Raw genomic sequence first — 18,390 nt, forward strand, 5'->3', positions numbered from 1 at the left:
GTTATGATTGATTTATTATCGTTTTTTCAATTTTCTTTGTGGTGGCTATGCTGATAAGCTTATCCAATTTACCGGTATAGAATGCCGAGATCTGTTTTGGATTCTCATTATCAAATAAGGAAGTTCTGAGAATCGGGACGCTGAAAGGAAGCGGCCATGCCCGTAATGATTTGGCAATAGCATCCATGGCATTAATTCCCTGCATGGCCTGTAGACCATCTGCCCAGCACACCAATCCTATGGTTTTGTCTGTAAGATAAGGCTCATCATAATTGGCGGTTACTTCCAGCCAATCCAGACAGTTTTTCATCACGCCCGGAATGCTTCCGTGATAGAGTGGAGCCAGCCAGAAGTGAAGATCTGCATCCTGAAATAGTTGAGTCATTCGTTCCACCGCCAAAGGGGTTTTGGTGAGTGTGACATCAAATAAAGGAATCCCGGAATCTGCGAGCGTAAAAATATCAGTGCGGATCCCGAGGGCTTCCAGCTGTTCTGATAGATAAGCAGAGATCAGTCCGGAAGTGGATTCTGTTCTTCTTTCCAGAGATCCATTGAATATGATTGCTTTCATTTTGTTTTATTTTTTGAAAATTACTTTAGGCAGCCCTATTTCACCATACATCAGGCTTTTGACCAAAGGCTGTAAAAGCTCTGTAGCTAATAAATAAAGTGCCGGATCATGAGAATTACTTGCTCTGACAACTACTTTATGATCTTTAAAATGTTTTAGATCTGCATAGATTAGCCGGCGTTTCCAAAGATCAAGCAACACTGTTTCAGCATTCTTTAAGTCTACATAAACAGCGTAAGGTGATAGCTTTTCCATGAGAAGCATATAAGCCCAGGGCGGAATAATGGCATCAGTAGAACAAATAATTCCGACAGCCTTGTTTTGATACACAGAATAATCTACTGCAGAAATAGACTCTTTAAATTCCTTTTCCTTGACAATCATTCCCATAAAAAGATGATCTTTAATATCTAATTCTACAATTTCTGTAGTGGGCTTATACTCTAAAAAGTCAAAAGCAATAATGCCTGAAGCAGCTGCTTTATTGACGAAAACCTGGGTATCCATTGCTTCTATTTTTTATCCTGAAATATTGGGTATTATCTTATTTTTGAAAGAACTTCTTCATATTTTTTCTCTACCGATGCCCAGTCTAATACAGACCAGAATGAGTCCAGATAATCTGCTCTTTTGTTCTGATAGGCCAGATAATAGGCATGTTCCCAAACATCAATTCCAAGAATTGGAAAGCCTCTGTTTACTGAAAGAATATCCATCATAGGATTGTCCTGATTGGGAGTAGAGCTTATTGCAAGGGAACCATTGAATTTTACATACAACCAAACCCATCCGGATCCGAATTGTCCCAGCCCAGCCTTCTTCATTTCGCCCTTAAGATCTTCAAGGCTTCCAAAAGTGGAGATGATAGCTTCATTCAGTTTTCCTTCGGGAGTTAATTTAGGTTGTGGAGAAAGGATTTCCCAAAATAAAGAATGATTGAAGTGTCCACCGCCATTATTTCTCACTGCCGGACTGTATTCGCTGATTCTCTGTAATAAAGAATCAAGATCCGGATTGGTTTCATTGGTTTGTTCCAGGGCTGCATTCAGGTTATCTACATAAGCCTGATGGTGGCGCTGGTGGTGAATAGTCATTGTATTTTTATCTATAAATGGTTCCAGCGCATCGTTCGCATAGGATAATTGAGGTAGTGTAAATGGTTTCATTGCATTTATTTTTAATTAATGTAGGACAAAGGTAGAAATTTATTTGAATAAAACAACTTATTGGTTGTTTTATTGATTGAAAGATTTTTATTTTCAATGTATTGTAAAACAGTGTTTTGATTTGTTTATTTGAAGATTATAGAAAATGACTATCTTTGTTGTTGAAAAATAAAACAACCTAAATATTGTCAAATGAAGAAGCCGGCAGCAGATCGCATTCTGATGTTTTTAAAGATGAGAGGGGAAGCCACTTCACTTCTGATTGCTAAAGAATTATCCATCACAAAAGAAGGAGCGAGAAAGCATTTGCTAAACCTTGCAGAGGCCGGATTAATTGAACCGACAATGAAAAGTGAAGGAGTAGGCCGCCCATCTACTTACTATACTCTCACAGATAAAGGCTTGGCGCAGTTTCCGGATACTCATGCGGAGGTAACGGTTCAGCTTTTACAATCTGTAAAAAATCTTTTGGGAGAAAATGCGCTGGATCTGTTGATTACCGATCGTGAGAAGAATACCTATGAACGTTATGAAAAGGCTATTTCTAAGACCAAAACTCTAGAGCAGCGTCTTGAAGTTCTTGCTGAAGCCAGAAGCAAAGAAGGGTATATGGCAGAATGGAAAAAAGAAGGGAAAGAATATTTTCTGATTGAAAACCATTGTCCTATTTGTGCTGCTGCTACGGAATGCCAGGGATTTTGCCGGGCGGAACTTTCAAATTTTCAATCACTGATTGGGAGTGAATATACAGTGGAAAGAGTAGACCATATTATTTCAGGAGGGCAGCGATGTGTCTATAAAATCAGTCAGTAGTAGATCTTTCGTATTAAACTTATTCTTATCTATGGCTTTAAAGGCAGTAATTTTTGATATGGACGGAGTTCTTGTAGACTCTGAAGGTTTCTGGGCAAAGGCGGAGCTGGAAGTATTTTCATCATATGGAGTTCAGATTACAGATGATTTGGCTGCACAAACGAAATACATGACCACGAAAGAGGTTACAGAGTTCTGGTATGGACGATTTCCCTGGGAAAACCTTGATGTACCTACTTTAGAACAGGAAGTGGTCTCCAGAGTTATTGAACTCATCCAATCTGAAGACTGTACCATGTCTGGGATTCAGGAATTTATTAAGGACCTAAAAAGTAAAGAGTATAAGATAGGGCTGGCTACCAACGCGCCTTTACGTGTTGCTGATGCTGTTCTTGAAAAGCTTCAGGTTCGGGATTATTTTGATACTGTTCACTCGTCTGAATTTGAAGAACAGGGAAAACCTCATCCTGCTGTATATCTTAGTTCTGCCCAACAGTTGGGAATATCACCAGAATACTGTATTGCCATTGAAGACAGCCATTCCGGATTGAAAGCGGCTAAAGCTGCCGGGATGAAAACCATTGTTTTTACCAATAATGATGAAAGTATTGACTTTGAGCATGCTGATTATAAAATCCTGAATTTTGAATCAGCTCAGCTGCCTGTCTTCTAAACATACAGTATTTACTTCCATCCTCCATCTTTTGGCTTCCCTCTTTACAATCAATATTTTGTAAGGATTTCCATCAACATCAGAATGGAAATTAATTTTTTGGAAGACTGATAATCCGGATTGAGCTGTTCACGGATTTCCCCCAGCGCTTTACTCAGTTTATTGCTTACTGTTTTGTTGCTTATCCCCAGCTCTTCTGCCGTTTCCTGAACAGACATATTTCTTCGGATTCTCATTTCATACACCTGTTGTTCAGTAGTAGGAAGCTGGGAAACCACTTCATCAATCATAGATAATAAAGCACTGATTTCATTTTCTTCCAGAATTTCAAAATACTCTGTGTCTGATGCGTCTATTTCTGCAGGAATATCAAATTCATCAATACTCAATGTTGGAGGTGCCTTTTTGAAGCTGTTGTAGTAATCCAAAATACGGTAATGCAGATGGCGCAGCAGGTAACCTTTTGCATTTCCTGACTCATCCGTTTGTATCATTTCTGTATTTTCGAGGATCTTTATCCATAAATTCTGAAGTAGTTCTTCCGAAACTTCCTTATCCTTTGTCCGCACAAAAACGAAACGGTACAAACTATCCCAGTACCGGTCATACATCAGCATAAATGCAGGTCTGTCACCTGATTTTATTTTCTTTAATAAAGTAGAATCTGTTAGGCTCATATTGCTGCAACAAAATTACCTAAAGGAAAATTAACTTTTTGTGAACTTTAATTATGGTAAGGTTAAATATTTCTGATGAATATCCCTTAATTGTGAATTTAATGTTTAATAAATGTAAAATTGATTGAAAAATCTCAAGATGGTGATATGAATATGAACTGAATGTTAAAAATGAGCTGGGGAAGTTTCTCATTTTCATAGTCTTATTGATAGAAGTATCTGTGAATACTATGAAATATTTTATGAAACGTTTTAATTATAAAAATATCGAGGCCTTTGTTTTCAGACTCTGGACACGAGAAGTTTCAGAGGAAAAAATCTCTGAAAAGGAAAAGGAAATTTTAAAGAAATGGCAGGCTCATGCAGAAAAAGATCTGGATGAAGTTCATCTTCAGGAATCTAAAGAAAAAGTACTGGCCGGGCTGGAACATTATTTTGTTCCTTATGAAAAGATAGGGTACAGAAATAGCCTTCAGAAGAATGTATATAAAATGGCTGCGGTTATTCTTCTGCTTTTAACATTAGGGGGAATCTTCACGTATCATACATTCATTAAGCCGGATACTTATCTTGCTGTATCGGAAAACAGGACTGTTCATCTTAAGGACGGATCTGTGGTGACTTTATTACCCGGGGCAGAACTTACGGTAGCAAAATCATTTCCTGCCTCTACAAGAGTGGTAGATTTAAAGGGAGATGCTATTTTCTCTGTAGCAAAATCTAAAATTCATCCTTTCATTGTTCATGCGGAGGGTTTCAGTACGAAAGTATTGGGAACCGTATTCAAAGTTTCCCAATCCGGGAAGAAAAAAGCGGTTGATCTTTATGAAGGAAAAGTGGCCGTATCTTCAGCGGGAGTACCTGTTTCTTATCTGAAACCCAATCAGAAATGGACCAATCTTGGGGTTGCCCGTACAACGGCTATTATTTCATTCGCTCCTGATGGAGTTTCAGGAAAGCCACACCCTAAATTATTGTCTTTAAGTTTTAACGATGTTTCTCTAAAAGAAGTGATTGCAGTACTGGAAGGTAATTATGGTACAAAGATTCATTATCCTAAAGAAGCCGAAGATAAAAAGATTACAGCAGATTTTACAGGAGGAACTGTGAGCGAAAATATAGAAGCACTGGCTTTTATTCTGGGGTTTGAAGTTCAGAAAAAAGATAATGGCTACATCCTGAAATAATAATTATTAAAAAACAAATAATCAGATAATCTTAATTAAAAGAGAACACTTACGTATGAAAAGTTTGAAATGTGGTTTTACCATAGCAGCCTTATTTTTTACTGTGGCAGCAGAAGCACAGGAATTGGTTCAGAAAGTGTCATTTTCTGTTCCAGCAAGCAGACCATTAATTGAAGTTTTGGAAGAGTTTGCCGGAAAAACAGGAATGAGACTGGCTTATTCAAAATTTGATATCAAAGAGCTGAAGGTAAAAGGAGTAAAATGTGAAAATTCTACGATCAATAGTTGCCTGAAAGATATTACCAATGGGCTTCCTGTAGTGTACCGGTTACATGGAGATCTTATTTCAATAAAATATGAAGGCTCTACGACTTCTATACCGGGAAACGGGCGTATATCAGGGAAAATAGTAGATGAAGTGGGAAATCCTGTTGCGGGAGCAGAAGTGAATATTGCAGGGAAAACAACGGTAACGGATAATAATGGAGATTTCTCTATGGATCTTCCTTCGGGGCTTTATAATATGATGGTAAAAGCACCTAAATACAATACGCTTCGGGTGGAGAAATTATCTGTCATCAATAAAGAGACCAATACGGTTTCATTTGCGTTGAACAGAGCTTCTGATAAAATTACTGATATCAAAGAAGTAGTGGTTACAGCAACCCGTAAAGCAGATACTCAGGCAGGATTATTAGCTCAGCAGAAAAAAGCAGCCCAGATGAGTGACGGAATTTCTGCCGAACAAATTTCTAAAACCCCTGATAATGATGTGGGTGGAACTCTGAAAAGAGTAACCGGAATTACCACTATAGATAATAAATATGTAGTCGTAAGATCTATGGGGGAAAGATGGAATACTGCAGCAATGGATGGGATCAACCTGCCAAGTACGGAAGCCTACAATCAGAATTTCTCTTTCGATATTATTCCTACATCAATGGTGGAAAGTGTTGTTGTAAGTAAAACGGCAACACCAGATATGAATGCCAGTTTTGCAGGAGGTTTTGTGGAGGTTAGAACCAAAGATATTCCCAACGAAAACTTTACTACTGTAAGCATGGGAACTTCTTATAACGATCAGTCGGCTTTTAAAGAATTCCTGACCCGTAAGCGTGGAAAATATGATTATTTCGGGTACGATGACGGAACAAGAGATTTTCCACAGGGTCTTCAGGCTATGAACTGGACCAATCCGATGTTTTTTGAACAATCCAGCCAGTTTAAAAATGACAACTTCACAAATTACAAGACAAGAGGAGATATGGGCTCCAATTTGCAGCTTGCTTTAGGAAGAACTTACGCTCTTAAAAATAATAACAAATGGGGCTTTGCCGGAGCATTTATTATTAGAAACGAACAGAATAAACTTGATATAGACCATACGGGAAGGGGTAACTGGCAGGATACAACAGGTACGGCTTTTGATGCCAATGGAAAAATGCCTTTTTATAATTTTAAAAATTCAGGAGCTTCCTATAATTATAATTCTACGGTGGCTGGAATGCTGAATTTTGGGTTGCAGTTAGGCCGGAACAGATTTTCATTCCGTAATTCGTATACCCATATCTATGATAATACCCTGACAAGAATTACAGGATGGGATGAGTATACCAGTGGAAGTGGTTCAGCCGAAGCAGCCGAAGCTTCATACAATTATTTCTATCATGGAATCGTTCCCAATAATGATCCTTCAAAAATTGCGTCTTTAGACAAACCTTTTACAAATAATACAGTGTATCCTGTTTATCAGATGTTTTTACAGAATAAGCTGGAAGGTAATCATAAGTTCGGAAATATGGAAGTTAACTGGTTTGCTGCCAGAACGGGAGTTTCATCAGACACTAAGGATTATACCCAATACAATACATTATATAAATTTATAGGACGTGAGATCCTGAATTATCACGTAGCCAACAATTCTGCAAGTGATTTTGCAAGAGGATTCATTGCTAGCAAGGAAACAGATTATAATTATGGAGCTTCTTTTAAATGGAATTTCGACAAAGAAAATTTTAAAAATGATATTAAAATAGGATATGCCGGAGCTTCAAAATCGAATACCAATCAACAGCAGAAATTTTTATTGAGAGTAGATGGAAAAAGGAAAGTTCCGAACCCAGACTTTTTGGAAATGTACGGATCTCTTGCCAGCTGGTTTGATGGCTCTCATTATGCACCCGGAGGAATAGGATGGGAGACCAGGCCATTGTATGTTGATGGTAAATACGAAGGTGAAGTTGAGCAGCATGCTATGTATGTGATGTTTGACAACCGCTGGAAAAATAAATTCAGGTTAGTCTGGGGATTACGTGCAGAATATTTTCAATATGACCTTGTTTCTCAGCAAATGGAATCCAGAGACTCTAATAATTTCCCCAAAACAGGCATAGATGATAAGCCATGGCAATGGATGCCTTCTGCCAATTTTACCTATAGTCCCACCAATAAAATAAACCTCAGATTAGCGTACAGTAAGACTGTAATTCGTCCCCAGTTTAATGAACGAACCGGATTACCTTATTTTGATCCGATTGCTAATGGGCAGATATTCAATACCCATATGGTATCATCTACCGTTAATAATTACGATTTTAAATTTGAGTGGTTTCCGGGATTAGGGGAAATATTTTCAGCAGGGCTGTATTACAAAGATATTGATAGACCTATTGAAAGAGAAGGATACATTACCGGCGAAGGAAATTTACAGCTCTACAACGGAAATTCTAAAAATGCAAAATTGAAAGGATTTGAAGCAGAAGTTAGGAAAAATCTGGGCTTCATTGCAGCCAATCCTTTCCTGGAAAAGCTCTTCATCAATGGAAATTTCACCTATAATATTACAAAAGTGACTGCCTTTAAAGATAAGGCAAAAACAACAGATCAAGATGCTACCTATGAAGTAGACAGACCTCTTTACGGGCAAACTCCTTACGCTTATAATGTAGGATTAATATATGATGGAGAAAGATTAGGATTCAGCTTTTTATATAATGCTAAAGGGGATCAGTATATTACTGTGGGATATGCTTATAACGGAGAAGAAATCCAACGTCCTTATGCTGTAGCAGATGCACAGATCTCATATAAATTCTTAAAAAACAGGAACCTGGAACTGAAACTGAATGTAAGGAATATGTTCAACAGGGTAAAGGAATACTATAACAACTTCAACTCTTATCTAGGATATACCGACAATACAGGAAATAAGACTGCCAGAGAATTACAGGAACTTGTACCTGGTGCTACTACTAAATATGATAAAGATATTGATAAGATTGTTTTTCGTGCTTACAGTGGAAGAATATTCGGGTTAAGTGTCAACTATACATTTTAATTACATATTGAGCTTATAAAAAACTAATAAAACTAAAAAAATGAAAAAAATACTATCGATAGGGATAACATTATTCTGCCTTACTGCGTGTCAAAAAGATGATGTAGCTGATTCTTCTGCTCCTTTTGAAATGAGGGCTGCTTCCGCGGAATATATTACAGCTTCTGCACTTCCTGTGACTAAAGTAAACAATCATATCATTTCTAATACAACATGGAGTGGGGTTATAGAAATTGATGGTACAATAGCAGTTAAAAACGGGGCAACACTTACTATTTTGCCGGGAACCTTTATCAAGGCAAAACCTAATGCAATACAAGAAGGGCCGGGACTTCTTGTGATTACTAAAACAGGGAAAATCAATGCTGTAGGAACTGAAAACCAACCTATTGTTTTTACCAGTTACAGGCTTTTAGATGGAGATGAGAATACAATACCCAGAGGTGGAGATTTTGCCGGGGTTATGATCCTAGGAGATGCAAAGACCAATGTTCCCTCCACCACAACAATTGATGGGTTGTTTGGTCCTGATTACTATTATGGAGGAACCAACAACAATCATAATGGAGGAATTATGAAATATGTGCGTATCGAATTTGGGGGAGCAGATATACTGCCCAGCATTCTGTATGAAATTTCTTCCTTAGTACTGGCAGGAGTGGGAGAAGGAACTACGTTAGACCATATCCAGGTATCTCATGCACAGGATGATTCATTTGAATTCTATGGAGGGAATGTTAATGCTTCCAATCTGGTTTCTTTTGCTCCTGAAGATGATCATTTCGATTGCATTCTCGGATATACGGGGACAATTACCTGTGCACTTGGTTTGGCAGATTATAATTCACCGCACAGATTGAGTGGAAGTGTTTATGATTCTCAGGGAATAGAGGTGGAAAATAACATTCATGGTACAGCCACTGTTTTGATGACTCATCCTACCTTCAATAATCTTAGCATAATAGGAGTATGGATGGAACCCTTTAGCAGGATGTATGGCAATGGAATCTATATCAGAAGAAATGGAAAATTAACGCTGAATAATGCATTGATTACAGGTTATCCTACAGGAATTAAAGTAGAGGGAACAGGTTCTGAACTTTCTAATAACTCTGATTATAACAGTATCCGGACGCATGCATTTAAACTTGCAGCTATAGGAGCTGGAACCGCTGGAATTCCTGCTTCAAATCTACTTGTTGCAGACACTTCCCCTACCTGGGGAATGGCTCAGCCTTTTTTTAATGAAGGATCCTGGAATATTGCCCCTAGAGATTGCGGAAACTTTCGAGGAAACTGGACAAAATATAATTTCTCCATTTTGGAATAATGGGTAGAAACAAGGCTTTAGATATGATAAATCTCCGGCTTTTGTAAAGATAAAAGAGCTCTCTATATAGAAGTGTACAGGTTTCGGAAACCTGGAAAAAGCTTCGGAATAATACTGATGATGCGCACAGCAGTACCGGATCAATCAAAAACCGAACGCTATGGCCTTTTCCCGGAAAATAGCGGCTCAATAGGGAACTCATACAGCTTAGCTCCTCATGGTCTGTAGGATGTAAACAATAACCAAATCGCAGAAATATAGAGGCGGATATTTCTGAATATTAAAAACTTCCGGTCATCAAAATAAATAACCGGATCTATCAAAAATTATAACAATGAAAAGATTAACTCTAATTGCAGCTGCTGCATTATCTCTTACAGCTTGTCAGAACGATCATTTAGCAGATTCTTCTACTCCTTTTGAAATGAAATCTACTTCAGCTGAATATCTTACAGCTTCTGCACTTCCTGTTACTAAAGTGAGTGGACCTATTACTTCCAATACAACATGGAGTGGAGTCATTGAAATTGATGGTACGGTAGCCGTTAAAGACGGAGCAACCCTTACGATCCAGCCTGGAACATTCATCAAAGCAAAACCTAATGCAATAGGAGAAGGTTCAGGGATTCTTGTTATTACGAAAACAGGAAAAATTAATGCTACAGGAACTGAATCTCAGCCTATCGTTTTTACAAGTTACAGACTTTTAGATGGAGATGAAGATACTACTGCTACTCCGGGAGATTTCGGAGGGGTGATTCTTTTGGGAGATGCTCCTACCAACGTACCTTTTACAACAACTGTAGAAGGCCTTCCTACTAATAATCCTGAATTTTATTTTGGTGGAACAACTTCTGGACATAATGCAGGGATCATGAAATATGTTCGTATCGAATTTGCAGGGTATGATTTCGTAGGAGCTAATTCCGGAAACGAAGTTAATGCTTTGACTTTAGCTGGTGTAGGAAATGGAACTACTTTAGATCATATCCAGGTATCTTACGGACAGGATGATTCTTTTGAATTTTTCGGAGGAACAGTAAATGCTTCCAACCTTATTTCTTTTGCTGCAGAAGATGATAATTTCGACTTTGACAACGGATATACAGGAACTATTACATGTGCTCTTTCTTTAGCTGATTACAATTCATCGCACACAGTAAGCGGAGGAAGCCCTGACTCTAACGGTATTGAGCTTGATAACAATGCTACAGGTACATCTACTGCATTAATCACAAACCCTGTTATCAATAACCTTACTATTATTGGAGCTAAATTCGGAGCTGCAGGACAAGGTGCTGCTTACGAAAACGGTATCCATATCAGAAGACATGGTAAATTAACTTTAAACAATGCTGTAGTAACAGGATATCCTGTAGGAATAAAAGTAGAAAATACTGGATCTGAGCTTTCTTCACTTTCAAACTTAGCTTCAATTCAGGTACACGGATTTACAACTTCTGTTACAGGAACTGGTACGGCAGGAATCCCAACGGCTAACCTTCTTACAGGAAGTACAGCTGCATTATGGGGAATGAACCAGCCATTCTTTAACGAAGGAAGCTGGAATGTATCTCCAAGAAACTGTGGTGGATTCCAGGGAGCTTGGACAAAATACAATTTTGCCATTGTAAACTAAAAAACTATAAAAGCAGGGAACGGCTTATACCCATTCCTTGCTTTTTTTCTTAAAAATCTTAATAATCAGTATCATGAAAAAAATAATTTTATCATCTGTTTTGTTTTTATCTCAGCTGGCTGCAGCACAAACTCTGGTATGGGGAAATACTTTTGACACTCCTGCCGATCTTCAGGGATGGACATTCCATGATCTGAATGGCAATAATAATGGGTGGCTTCAAGGAGCCAATATTTATCACAATGGTACCTCTTTAACCTATGGAAGTGCCGGTGTTCTTAGACATTCTACAAACCTGGTTCCCACTGGAAGCGCAGCAGGGTTCGGGACTGAAGATGACTGGATTATTTCTCCACAAATTGACCTTACAAGCGCATCTGGAACAATCACTCTTACTTCTTCTATTGGAAGACAGAGAGCTTCCCATCTTATTGTGGGTAGGGATCTTTATATCTATGTAAGTACACCTCAAAAAGAAGTTCCTGTTTTAGCAGATTTTAAGGCCCTGGCAGTAGATGGAGCAGGAAATTATCTGCAAAGTCCATATAAAATACAGGTGGGTTCATCAACTAATCCTTTTCCGGCAGACCTTACTCAGTTTGTAGAAAATCTTGTAGATCTTTCAGCTTTTGCAGGAAAGAAAATTTATATAGGAATGTGGGCCAACAGAAATGCTAGCGGGAATAATATCATGAATATCAATATTGATGAAATGGCTATTTATGCCGCATCAAATACCTTGAGCACAAAGGATGTAAAAAAGAAAGAAAATCTGACAAAAATCGCAGAAAATCCTGTTAAAGAATACTTACAGTTACAACTTAATCCCGCATTCAAAGAAAATAAAACAACCGTTCACCTTTATAATGCAGCAGGGCAGAAAGTTCTTACCACTCAGTATTCAAAATTAATCAATACAGCAGGTTTATCAGAAGGAGTATATATCGCAGAAATAACTGATGGAAAAATCACGGAACGTTTGAATTTTATTAAAAAATAAACATTCTGCTTTTATAAACTAACCATGAAACAAAACATGAAATTTTAATATACAATAATGGATAGCTGTTTTAAGAAAAGAGGCTATCCAGAACATATCCAACTAGTTTTTTTATAATTGTGTATTGCCCTGCACAATAAGCAGGGCAATATTTTTAAGCTCAAAATAATATAAAAGATGAATAAGATCTTTGCACTACTATTATGTATCCTATTGTTTTCCTGTACAGACAATACTGTAATGGAGAGATATGATGTAGCACAAAAACCAGGAGAAGTAACTGTAAAAGGATTCTCTAAACCTGATGTACTTCAGATGAGGTTTAACGGAGAACCTGTATCTATTGACGGTGAAACCTCCTATACCAATAAAATAGAAACCACGCTTCAGTTTGTACTGGATCAGGGAGAAACCAACAAACTGGCAATATATAATAATGAGACAGGGAAGGAAGTTGTACAATATAATATTACTTATGATAATATAGAGGAATATAAAAAATTATACTTCTTCAATCTTCCGGGAATCTTCCTGCAGGCTGAGGTGATAAAACCACAGGTTAATTTTGGGAAAGTAGGGTTTGAGTTTATTTTCCCGAATCTGGGTGAATTTTCAGGATCATCCCTTAAAAATGTAAAAGGCGTTTTAAAAAGAGAAAACGGAGCTATACTGGCAGAATTTGATAATATCGGAAAAGATAGTTTCACCCCAGTAAAAATCTATAGTTCTTTCAGTTCAACGGCTCCCGTGTACCTTGAATTGTACAAACCGGGAACTACAGACCCTTATGCAGGATCTGCGATGATTAAAGTGAAAATAAAACAGGATATGGGAGCTAATATGATCATACTCCAGGAAAAATTAGAAAATGGAGTATGGGTAGTAAAAGGAGATGTAGATGTGGCAGAATATTTATAATCAGGGATGAGAAAATTTTTAAAACTTCAGTTCATAGCGATTATAATCATCCTTATTTCCTGCACGGAAAATGATGACAATGCACCTGTCTTTCCTGAAGGAAGTACGGAATCCGTTAATCTTTGGGTACAGGACAGCCTCAAACGGTATTATTACTGGGCAGATCAGATGCCTGCCAAACCGGATTATCACCTTCCCGTAAAAGATTTCTTTAAAAGTCTGCTGGCACCTCAGGACCGCTTCTCTTTTATTGTAAATACTGAGGATTCTTCCAGCTATCCGCGTTCGATCCGAAATATGTATGGCTTCGATTATACCGTTATTCAACAGGCAAATGGAGAAGTGGTAACAGTAATTAAACTAGTTCTTAATAACTCTCCGGCATCTAATGCAGGCCTTGAACGCGGAATGATCATTACCAGAATTAACGGAAAAACAGTGACTGCCGGGAATGCAGAGGCTATAACTTCAACGATGAAAGATCTTACTGTACTGGATCTTACTGTAGGAAATTGGAATAATGGAACTGTTACTGATGAAAAGAATATCAAAGTATACTATGGATTATCTTTTGAACAATCACTATTGTCTAAAATATTTGAAAAAAACGGCAAAAAGGCAGGATACCTGTATATCTATGATTTCCCGGATGGAATGACACAGAAACTCAGCCAGAAATTTGCAGAATTTAAAGCTGCAGGAGTAAAGGAGTTGATTCTTGATCTTCGGTACAATTATGGCGGATCAGTATCTGCCGCAGCGGCTCTTTGTTCTCTGATTCCTTCGGGAATAACATCTGCTTCTCCATTCATTACTTTTAAAGGGAATAAAAACGGTGGTGAAGTAAAAAGAACATTTTCTCAACAGATTGCCTATGATCCGAAAGCTCTTGATTTTAATACTTTACGTACAAATGCATTAGGCTTGAATAAAGTTTATATTCTGACTTCAAACAGTACGGCTTCTGCTGCTGAAATAGTCATCAATAATCTGAAACCTTATATGCAGGTAATTCAGGTAGGAGCTGTAACATTAGGAAAAGATATGGCAGGATTTACGGTAGAAGACAAACGTAAACCCCAAAAAATACGCTGGCAGATGCATCCTGTAATTTATAAAGTATTCAATGCCAATGGAATGGGTGAGTACAGCAATGGGATTTCTCCACAGGTTTCTGTGAATGAGTATGCTGTACTGCCTTTATTACCTTTAGGTCATCCTGATGAAACGTTGATTTCTTCTGTTTTAAATGGAACTTATTTTAAATCTGTAAATCAAAAAATGTCTGCCGAAGGAGTGAAGATTTTATATCAGAGTGATGTTCCTCCAATAGCTGCTGGTAAGGATTTATAGCCTATACACTGATATCAATAATAACCATTAAAGAAAAAAACATGCAGGGAATAGAGCCAAAACTTCATACCAGCCTTACCAGTCGTATAGAATATTATCGCCTGCTGATAGAAGCAGCAGATGATTCTGAAACCCGTCCGTCAGATGTTACTACACAGATTGCTGAGTTGGGTAATTTGTATGAAGAATACCTTACTAATAAAAAGAACCTTGAAGAGAGCATCAAAAAATATAGAGCCTATCATAACGATCTGAGAAAAAAACTGACCATGAGGCTCCGTGAAATTAAGAGAAAAACAAGACAGAAATAATGTGTTTTTAAAACCTAATCATGGTTATTGGATAACAGTTTTGAACCAGAGAGGGTTCAGTAACCTTCCATCTTATGTTTACAATGGCTTTCTTACCTTATTTTATTCCAAAATTCATACATTTATAACATCAAGTTGAAAAGATGACGAGTTTATGAATGGCAATGAGGCAATGCTTTCCGGGTATATCAATATGTTTTGGCAATTTTCCTGGCCACAATGGATTGTGTTGAGTCTGATTAGCAATATTTTTCTGTATTTATTTTCAATCGGACTGTATCTTTTTATTGATAAAACATGTCGTAAAAGTCCATTACAGGAGAAGGATCATCCTGTTTCAGCATCAGATTTTTATCTTAGCCTTTTTACCATTATCTGTAACAGCCTTGTGATGCTGATAGGTGTTTTTTTATGGAAGAATAACTGGATTGAGCTGGGCACTGCCCAATCGGGAATCAGGATTGGCCTGGAGGTGATTGCATTACTTCTTTTCATGGATATTTTCATGTACTTCTTTCACTATGCGGCTCATTTACCTTTTGTCTATAAAATGATCCACGGAAAGCATCATGAGCATGTGAGTACCAATTTTCTGAGCCTTTTTGTTCTTCATCCTTTTGAAACCATAGGTTTTGGACTCATGATGCTGGTCTTGCTGATATGTTATGATTTTTCTGTAATTTCCATTTCTATTTACCTGTTTATTAACCTTATTTGGGGAACCATTGGGCATCTGAACCGGGAATTTTTTCCTGCTAGCTTTGATAGATTTTTTGTAGGAACTACCAGGTTCCATAACCAGCATCATTTGGATGAAACTAAAAACTTTGGATTTTATACCTCTATCTGGGACAGACTGTTTAGAACTTATAAATAGGAGAGTAGGCTATTTTAGTTGATACATTGGAAGTGATAAATTTTCTCGCAGATTTTGCTGATTACGCAGATTCTCCCAAAGGCTTTTTAATCGCCACAAATACATACATGAGTGATTTTTGCTGAGAATCTTTGATTCTCTTGCGCCTTAAAAATATACATAATTATGATAATCTCTTGCGCCTTTGCGTTTTCTAACCAAAAAAAAACTCGCAGATTTTGCTGATTAAGCAAGATTCCTCAAAGTTTTTTTTATCACCACAAATACATACATGAGTAATTTTTGCTGAGAATCTTTGATTCTCTTGCGCCTTAAAAATATGCATAATTATGATAATCTCTTGCGCCTTTGCGTTTTCCGGCCAAAAAAAAATCTCGCAGATTTTGCTGATTATGCAGATTCTCCCAAAGGCTTTTTAATCGCCACAAATACATACATGAGTGATTTTTGCTGAGAATCTTTGATTCTCTTGCGCCTTAAAAATATACATAATTATGATAATCTCTTGCGCCTTTGCGTTTTCCAACCTAAAAAATCTTGCAGATTTTGCTGATTACGCAGATTCCTCAAAGGCTTTTTAATCGCCACAAATACATACATGAGTGATTTTTGCTGAGAATCTTTGATTCTCTTGCGCCTTAAAAATATGCATAATTATGATAATCTCTTGCACCTTTGCGATTCCCAACCTAAAAAATCTTGCAGATTTTGCAGATGTCTGATAGCGCTTTTAATCGCCACGAATGCACGAATAAAATAATGCATCATTCTAAAAAGCTATGTTCTTATGTGGTAAAAATTATTTTTTTTAAACCACATAGAGACATAGGATATTGAAAAGGAAGATATGCGGGTGTATTTAATTATTATTTTGAAGCCTCTTTGCGTCTTTTGCGTTGAGAATAACAACTTTTAGCCTCAAACACTAATTTTCATTCAGCTCTTTGGCCTCATCCCAGCAGGCTGCACAAAGGATTTTATAATCACAATGGGTGAACCAGTCTTCCTGATCCTGATCTGTTTCAATCTGTTTCTGAGATTCTTCACACTTATCACACCAGGCATCGGGGCGGCCAAGGTCAGCATCATCAAATTCATGAAAACCTACAGGAATTCTATCCAGAAGGCTATGGGCAAGATGGGTACACAGCAAACCAATTTCCTGCTTCCCATGCAGAGAACATTCAGTATATTTTTTTGACATTTTTAAATAAAGATTGTAGAATAAATTTTAAGTGTATTCGAAACAGATCACTGCTTTTTTAATGGAATCATCATGAAATAAAAAGATCTGATCTGCTGCATTTTGTTGGAAATCATAGCCTTCAATACAGGCGATGTAGTCTAATAGCTCTTCATTCAGAGTTGGTTTGTTCATGAGGTTTTCGCCTCCAAAATTACTGTCTTCAAGGCTCTTTTTCTCAATATTAAGCTCTTCAAAGATGCCATATAACTTTTTCTCTGCTCTTTCCACCATGTAATCTGAATCTTCATCTTTTTCAAGATCTTCAACGGTTAATTGACGAAGTCTTTCCAGTCTGCGGATATCATCTACAATAAGTCCCGGTCTGTAAGAATACTTGTCATACAGTTTACCATGTTTGTTGTAGTACGCTTTTTTCAGCTGATACATGGCTTCATTCATATTATATTCAATGTCCAGATCAGAGAAGTCTTCACCATATTGTTCAGGTGTTATCTCGTTGAATGCCTGGAAGTAGTTCCAATCCGAATCAAATTTATATTTACCGTCAATAATATCAAAACCCAGCATATCTGATTTCGTAAACTGAGTATGGTACTCTTCACTTTCTTCTCCCACACAGCCGTCATAGATTTCTTTTACAGAAACAATATGAAGCCATTCATTTTTAGAAGGCTCAAGCAGTTGAAGATTAAAAGAGCAAATAGGGAGGAAGTATTTCTTATGGTTTTCCAGGTCATCATAAAAAACATCTTCATAATCCGGGAAAAGTTTGATGAATTCACTCATAGAGTTGAAATTAATTTTTTAATAATTTAGTGTGTTCAAAAATACAATTAATTACAAGGATTCAGGAGGATTAAAGTTTGATTTCACTCAAAATCTTACTTAACAGATAATTAAATTGTTCAAGCTCAGCCGGACTAAGTATTGCCGTAGTTTGCTGGGTAATTTTTTTGCGGAATGTTTCAGAGTTTTCAACTACAAATTTCCCTTTTTCAGTAACGGAGAGTATGAATTTTCTCCGGTCATTCTCATCCTGTTCCTGAGTAATAAAATCATTGCTAATGAGAGGTTTCAGTTGCTTTGAAACGGCTGCTGGGGTGATTTTGAAAACAGAAGAGATCTCTTTTCCAGTTGTTCTTTTTTTTCGCAGAACGAATTCAATGATGTTATAATGGGAAGCCGTTATACCATTGATATCTCCTCTGTTCATATGAGCGAGAATAAGGCATTGGAAATCGGTAAACGTATCAAAAAATTCTTTTTCAATGGGTTTCATGGAATGAATTTTGATTAACTTAGTTAACTATTAACAAAGTTAATAATTTAAA

At 37.2% G+C, this 18,390-nt stretch carries 18 protein-coding genes; 11 read left to right on the forward strand and 7 right to left on the reverse strand.

What is annotated here, in order from left to right; translation table 11 throughout:
- Window position 1: 1 nt before the first annotated feature.
- Genes BLS98_RS03555 through BLS98_RS03565 form a run of 3 tightly spaced genes read right to left on the reverse strand, consistent with a single transcriptional unit; the run spans window position 2 to window position 1,737 of the window.
- The gene (locus tag BLS98_RS03555) at window positions 2-571 is read right to left on the reverse strand and encodes an NADPH-dependent FMN reductase (protein ID WP_089733646.1); all 570 of its coding nucleotides are present in this window, start codon (window positions 569-571) and stop codon (window positions 2-4) included.
- 6 nt (window positions 572-577) lie between these two features.
- Entirely contained in the window at window positions 578-1,078 is a 501-nt protein-coding gene (locus BLS98_RS03560; RefSeq protein WP_089733649.1) for a DUF2480 family protein, read from the reverse strand.
- A gap of 32 nt (window positions 1,079-1,110) precedes the next feature.
- On the reverse strand, window positions 1,111-1,737 hold the full coding sequence (locus BLS98_RS03565; RefSeq protein WP_089733651.1) for a superoxide dismutase: 627 nt from the start codon (window positions 1,735-1,737) through the stop codon (window positions 1,111-1,113).
- 192 nt (window positions 1,738-1,929) lie between these two features.
- Here BLS98_RS03565 and BLS98_RS03570 point away from each other — a divergent pair, with 192 nt between their 5' ends.
- Window positions 1,930-2,550, forward strand: a complete 621-nt coding sequence (locus tag BLS98_RS03570; protein ID WP_089733653.1) for a helix-turn-helix transcriptional regulator — start codon at window positions 1,930-1,932, stop codon at window positions 2,548-2,550.
- 31 nt (window positions 2,551-2,581) lie between these two features.
- Window positions 2,582-3,223, forward strand: a complete 642-nt coding sequence (hxpB, locus tag BLS98_RS03575) for a hexitol phosphatase HxpB (protein ID WP_089733655.1) — start codon at window positions 2,582-2,584, stop codon at window positions 3,221-3,223.
- Between the two features lie 50 nt (window positions 3,224-3,273).
- On the opposite strand, the gene BLS98_RS03580 is transcribed toward hxpB, so the two are convergent.
- Complete coding sequence (locus BLS98_RS03580; RefSeq protein WP_089733657.1) at window positions 3,274-3,900, reverse strand: RNA polymerase sigma factor; 627 nt, start codon at window positions 3,898-3,900, stop codon at window positions 3,274-3,276.
- 242 nt (window positions 3,901-4,142) lie between these two features.
- Between BLS98_RS03580 and BLS98_RS03585 the strand changes: the two genes are divergently transcribed.
- The 9 genes from BLS98_RS03585 to BLS98_RS03625 all read left to right on the forward strand — a co-directional run bounded on the left by BLS98_RS03585 (window position 4,143) and on the right by BLS98_RS03625 (window position 15,852).
- Window positions 4,143-5,087, forward strand: coding sequence for a FecR family protein (locus BLS98_RS03585; RefSeq protein ID WP_228425308.1), 945 nt, complete (start codon window positions 4,143-4,145; stop codon window positions 5,085-5,087).
- 55 nt (window positions 5,088-5,142) lie between these two features.
- Window positions 5,143-8,424: a TonB-dependent receptor gene (locus BLS98_RS03590; RefSeq protein ID WP_089733661.1), complete on the forward strand. Its 3,282-nt coding sequence runs from the start codon at window positions 5,143-5,145 to the stop codon at window positions 8,422-8,424.
- A gap of 40 nt (window positions 8,425-8,464) precedes the next feature.
- On the forward strand, window positions 8,465-9,754 hold the full coding sequence (locus BLS98_RS03595) for a hypothetical protein (protein WP_089733663.1): 1,290 nt from the start codon (window positions 8,465-8,467) through the stop codon (window positions 9,752-9,754).
- Window positions 9,755-10,088: 334 nt separating this feature from the next.
- A complete protein-coding gene (locus BLS98_RS03600; protein WP_089733664.1) occupies window positions 10,089-11,393 on the forward strand; it encodes a hypothetical protein in 1,305 nt (434 codons plus the stop codon).
- A gap of 73 nt (window positions 11,394-11,466) precedes the next feature.
- Window positions 11,467-12,393, forward strand: a complete 927-nt coding sequence (locus BLS98_RS03605) for a T9SS-dependent choice-of-anchor J family protein (RefSeq protein WP_089733666.1) — start codon at window positions 11,467-11,469, stop codon at window positions 12,391-12,393.
- 177 nt (window positions 12,394-12,570) lie between these two features.
- The gene (locus tag BLS98_RS03610; protein ID WP_228425310.1) at window positions 12,571-13,311 is read left to right on the forward strand and encodes a hypothetical protein; all 741 of its coding nucleotides are present in this window, start codon (window positions 12,571-12,573) and stop codon (window positions 13,309-13,311) included.
- A 6-nt stretch (window positions 13,312-13,317) separates the two neighbouring features.
- Window positions 13,318-14,664 carry a S41 family peptidase gene (locus tag BLS98_RS03615; RefSeq protein WP_089733668.1) on the forward strand — a complete coding sequence of 449 codons (1,347 nt, stop codon included), beginning with the start codon at window positions 13,318-13,320 and terminating at the stop codon, window positions 14,662-14,664.
- A gap of 41 nt (window positions 14,665-14,705) precedes the next feature.
- Entirely contained in the window at window positions 14,706-14,975 is a 270-nt protein-coding gene (locus BLS98_RS03620) for a hypothetical protein (protein ID WP_089733670.1), read from the forward strand.
- Between the two features lie 154 nt (window positions 14,976-15,129).
- Window positions 15,130-15,852, forward strand: coding sequence for a sterol desaturase family protein (locus BLS98_RS03625; protein ID WP_089733672.1), 723 nt, complete (start codon window positions 15,130-15,132; stop codon window positions 15,850-15,852).
- 925 nt (window positions 15,853-16,777) lie between these two features.
- Here the strand turns inward: BLS98_RS03625 and BLS98_RS03630 are convergent.
- The 3 genes from BLS98_RS03630 to BLS98_RS03640 form a co-directional block, all read right to left on the reverse strand.
- Window positions 16,778-17,056: a hypothetical protein gene (locus BLS98_RS03630; RefSeq protein WP_089733674.1), complete on the reverse strand. Its 279-nt coding sequence runs from the start codon at window positions 17,054-17,056 to the stop codon at window positions 16,778-16,780.
- Window positions 17,057-17,083: 27 nt separating this feature from the next.
- Complete coding sequence (locus tag BLS98_RS03635; RefSeq protein ID WP_089733676.1) at window positions 17,084-17,845, reverse strand: hypothetical protein; 762 nt, start codon at window positions 17,843-17,845, stop codon at window positions 17,084-17,086.
- 70 nt (window positions 17,846-17,915) lie between these two features.
- A complete protein-coding gene (locus BLS98_RS03640) occupies window positions 17,916-18,338 on the reverse strand; it encodes a MarR family winged helix-turn-helix transcriptional regulator (protein ID WP_089733678.1) in 423 nt (140 codons plus the stop codon).
- Window positions 18,339-18,390: the final 52 nt, after the last annotated feature.

Source organism: Chryseobacterium jejuense (assembly GCF_900100075.1).
Classification (GTDB): Bacteria; Bacteroidota; Bacteroidia; order Flavobacteriales; family Weeksellaceae; genus Chryseobacterium; species Chryseobacterium jejuense.

What these genes read in the sequence shown, in the direction of transcription:
- BLS98_RS03625 (WP_089733672.1), top strand. Translation starts at nt 15,130, where the DNA reads ATGAATGGCAATGAGGCAATGCTTTCCGGGTATATCAATATGTTTTGG.
- BLS98_RS03590 (WP_089733661.1), top strand. Translation starts at nt 5,143, where the DNA reads ATGAAAAGTTTGAAATGTGGTTTTACCATAGCAGCCTTATTTTTTACT.
- BLS98_RS03640 (WP_089733678.1), bottom strand. Translation starts at nt 18,338, where the DNA reads ATGAAACCCATTGAAAAAGAATTTTTTGATACGTTTACCGATTTCCAA.
- BLS98_RS03585 (WP_228425308.1), top strand. Translation starts at nt 4,143, where the DNA reads ATGAAACGTTTTAATTATAAAAATATCGAGGCCTTTGTTTTCAGACTC.
- hxpB (WP_089733655.1), top strand. Translation starts at nt 2,582, where the DNA reads ATGGCTTTAAAGGCAGTAATTTTTGATATGGACGGAGTTCTTGTAGAC.
- BLS98_RS03555 (WP_089733646.1), bottom strand. Translation starts at nt 571, where the DNA reads ATGAAAGCAATCATATTCAATGGATCTCTGGAAAGAAGAACAGAATCC.
- BLS98_RS03565 (WP_089733651.1), bottom strand. Translation starts at nt 1,737, where the DNA reads ATGAAACCATTTACACTACCTCAATTATCCTATGCGAACGATGCGCTG.
- BLS98_RS03615 (WP_089733668.1), top strand. Translation starts at nt 13,318, where the DNA reads ATGAGAAAATTTTTAAAACTTCAGTTCATAGCGATTATAATCATCCTT.
- BLS98_RS03595 (WP_089733663.1), top strand. Translation starts at nt 8,465, where the DNA reads ATGAAAAAAATACTATCGATAGGGATAACATTATTCTGCCTTACTGCG.
- BLS98_RS03570 (WP_089733653.1), top strand. Translation starts at nt 1,930, where the DNA reads ATGAAGAAGCCGGCAGCAGATCGCATTCTGATGTTTTTAAAGATGAGA.
- BLS98_RS03630 (WP_089733674.1), bottom strand. Translation starts at nt 17,056, where the DNA reads ATGTCAAAAAAATATACTGAATGTTCTCTGCATGGGAAGCAGGAAATT.
- BLS98_RS03635 (WP_089733676.1), bottom strand. Translation starts at nt 17,845, where the DNA reads ATGAGTGAATTCATCAAACTTTTCCCGGATTATGAAGATGTTTTTTAT.
- BLS98_RS03580 (WP_089733657.1), bottom strand. Translation starts at nt 3,900, where the DNA reads ATGAGCCTAACAGATTCTACTTTATTAAAGAAAATAAAATCAGGTGAC.
- BLS98_RS03560 (WP_089733649.1), bottom strand. Translation starts at nt 1,078, where the DNA reads ATGGATACCCAGGTTTTCGTCAATAAAGCAGCTGCTTCAGGCATTATT.
- BLS98_RS03605 (WP_089733666.1), top strand. Translation starts at nt 11,467, where the DNA reads ATGAAAAAAATAATTTTATCATCTGTTTTGTTTTTATCTCAGCTGGCT.
- BLS98_RS03620 (WP_089733670.1), top strand. Translation starts at nt 14,706, where the DNA reads ATGCAGGGAATAGAGCCAAAACTTCATACCAGCCTTACCAGTCGTATA.
- BLS98_RS03610 (WP_228425310.1), top strand. Translation starts at nt 12,571, where the DNA reads ATGAATAAGATCTTTGCACTACTATTATGTATCCTATTGTTTTCCTGT.
- BLS98_RS03600 (WP_089733664.1), top strand. Translation starts at nt 10,089, where the DNA reads ATGAAAAGATTAACTCTAATTGCAGCTGCTGCATTATCTCTTACAGCT.